Source organism: Candidatus Cryosericum odellii (assembly GCF_003570935.1).
GTDB classification, from domain to species: Bacteria; Caldisericota; Caldisericia; order Cryosericales; family Cryosericaceae; genus Cryosericum; species Cryosericum odellii.
The window spans coordinates 20,484-21,764 of the sequence record NZ_QXIU01000009.1 but is presented as its reverse complement, the minus strand read 5'-3'; the positions used below and the strand labels follow the sequence as shown (position 1 = coordinate 21,764).

Sequence of the window (1,281 nt, the reverse complement as noted above, 5' to 3'; positions counted from 1 at the left end):
CAAGGGTTCAGGCCCTTTCCGTATTCGCCTATGTCAAGTACATCTCTGTCAGATGATCGTCGGACGCTAGGATAGCCGGTCAAACGCCTCCCAGACAGCCTTTGCGACCTTCTGTGACTCCCGTTCGAGAGCCTCTCTGTCTACGGCCAGGACCTGGTGTCCTTTCACAGCAACATTTCCGTTGACAACGACAGTGTCGACCAGATCCGCGGACATGCCAAAAAAAACGTGGCCGAAAGCATTCTCCGAGCTTAACGGAGTAGGACTCGCGTAGTCGACAAGAATGAAGTCTGCAGCAGCCCCTTCTTCCAACCGGCCCACTGTGCATCCCGTACAACGCGACACAATATCGGCATTCGTCTCGATCTGAGCCTTTTGCACCTCAGCCCAGAAACCGGCCGGATCCTCGTATCGGTGCCTGAGCCCCACGAGGGTATTCCGAAACTCCTCAAACATGTTCGCCGTATAGCCATCGGTCCCTATGCCGACCTGTATGCCGGCCTCCAGCATCTCTCGAACGGCCGGAAGACCGACTGCATTGTTCATGTTGGACATGGTGTTTACGACGACGGGCGTTCCGGACTTCGCAAGCAATTCCCGCTCCGATGCGTCGATGCCGATACAGTGTACCGCAATCGACCGGGGACCGAGCAATCCCGCATCGTCCAGACGGGTCACGATGCGTTTGCCATACTTTTCGACACTGTCTTCCTCGTCAACGGCACCCTCAGCTACATGAACGTGATACCCAACGTTACGCGACCCGACTCTCGCGCGCAAGGTGGTGAGGGTGGTGTCTGAGACCGTGAACGAGGCATGCAGGCCAACCATGCTTGAAGCCAGCCCTCCCTTTCCCGTAACCTCGTCGAAGAAACGAATGTTCTCGTCAACGCCTGCGATCGCACCCTGTATGCCATTACGATCAGTGATCTCATAGGAAAGCACGTGCCGCAAACCGATCTTGCTCAACGCATCAGACAGTATCGACAGGCTTCCAGCGATGTAGCTGGGTGAAGCATGATGGTCGACGATGGTCGTCGTTCCAGAGCGCAGAGAGTCCATCCCGCTGAACGTTGCGCTCATCCAGCAGGCGTCTTTGAGCAAGGAACGGTCAAGGCGCCACCAGAGGTCCTGGAGTACGTCGAGGAAGTTATGAGATACACGCCCAGTGCTGATGCCTCGCGAGTACATCGAGTACAGGTGCATATGCGTGTTGAGCAGCCCCGGGAGCAACGTCATACCGGCGGCGTCAATCTCCTGCCTTCCTGCAACCGGCCGTGC

Annotated in this window: 1 protein-coding gene; it reads right to left on the bottom strand. The window is 56.8% G+C overall.

Features of this window, described 5'->3' with window-relative positions; translation table 11 throughout:
* Positions 1 to 66: 66 nt before the first annotated feature.
* The coding region (ssnA, locus tag SMC5_RS00425; protein ID WP_165848891.1) for a putative aminohydrolase SsnA at positions 67 to 1,281 on the bottom strand (1,215 nt) is incomplete at its 5' end.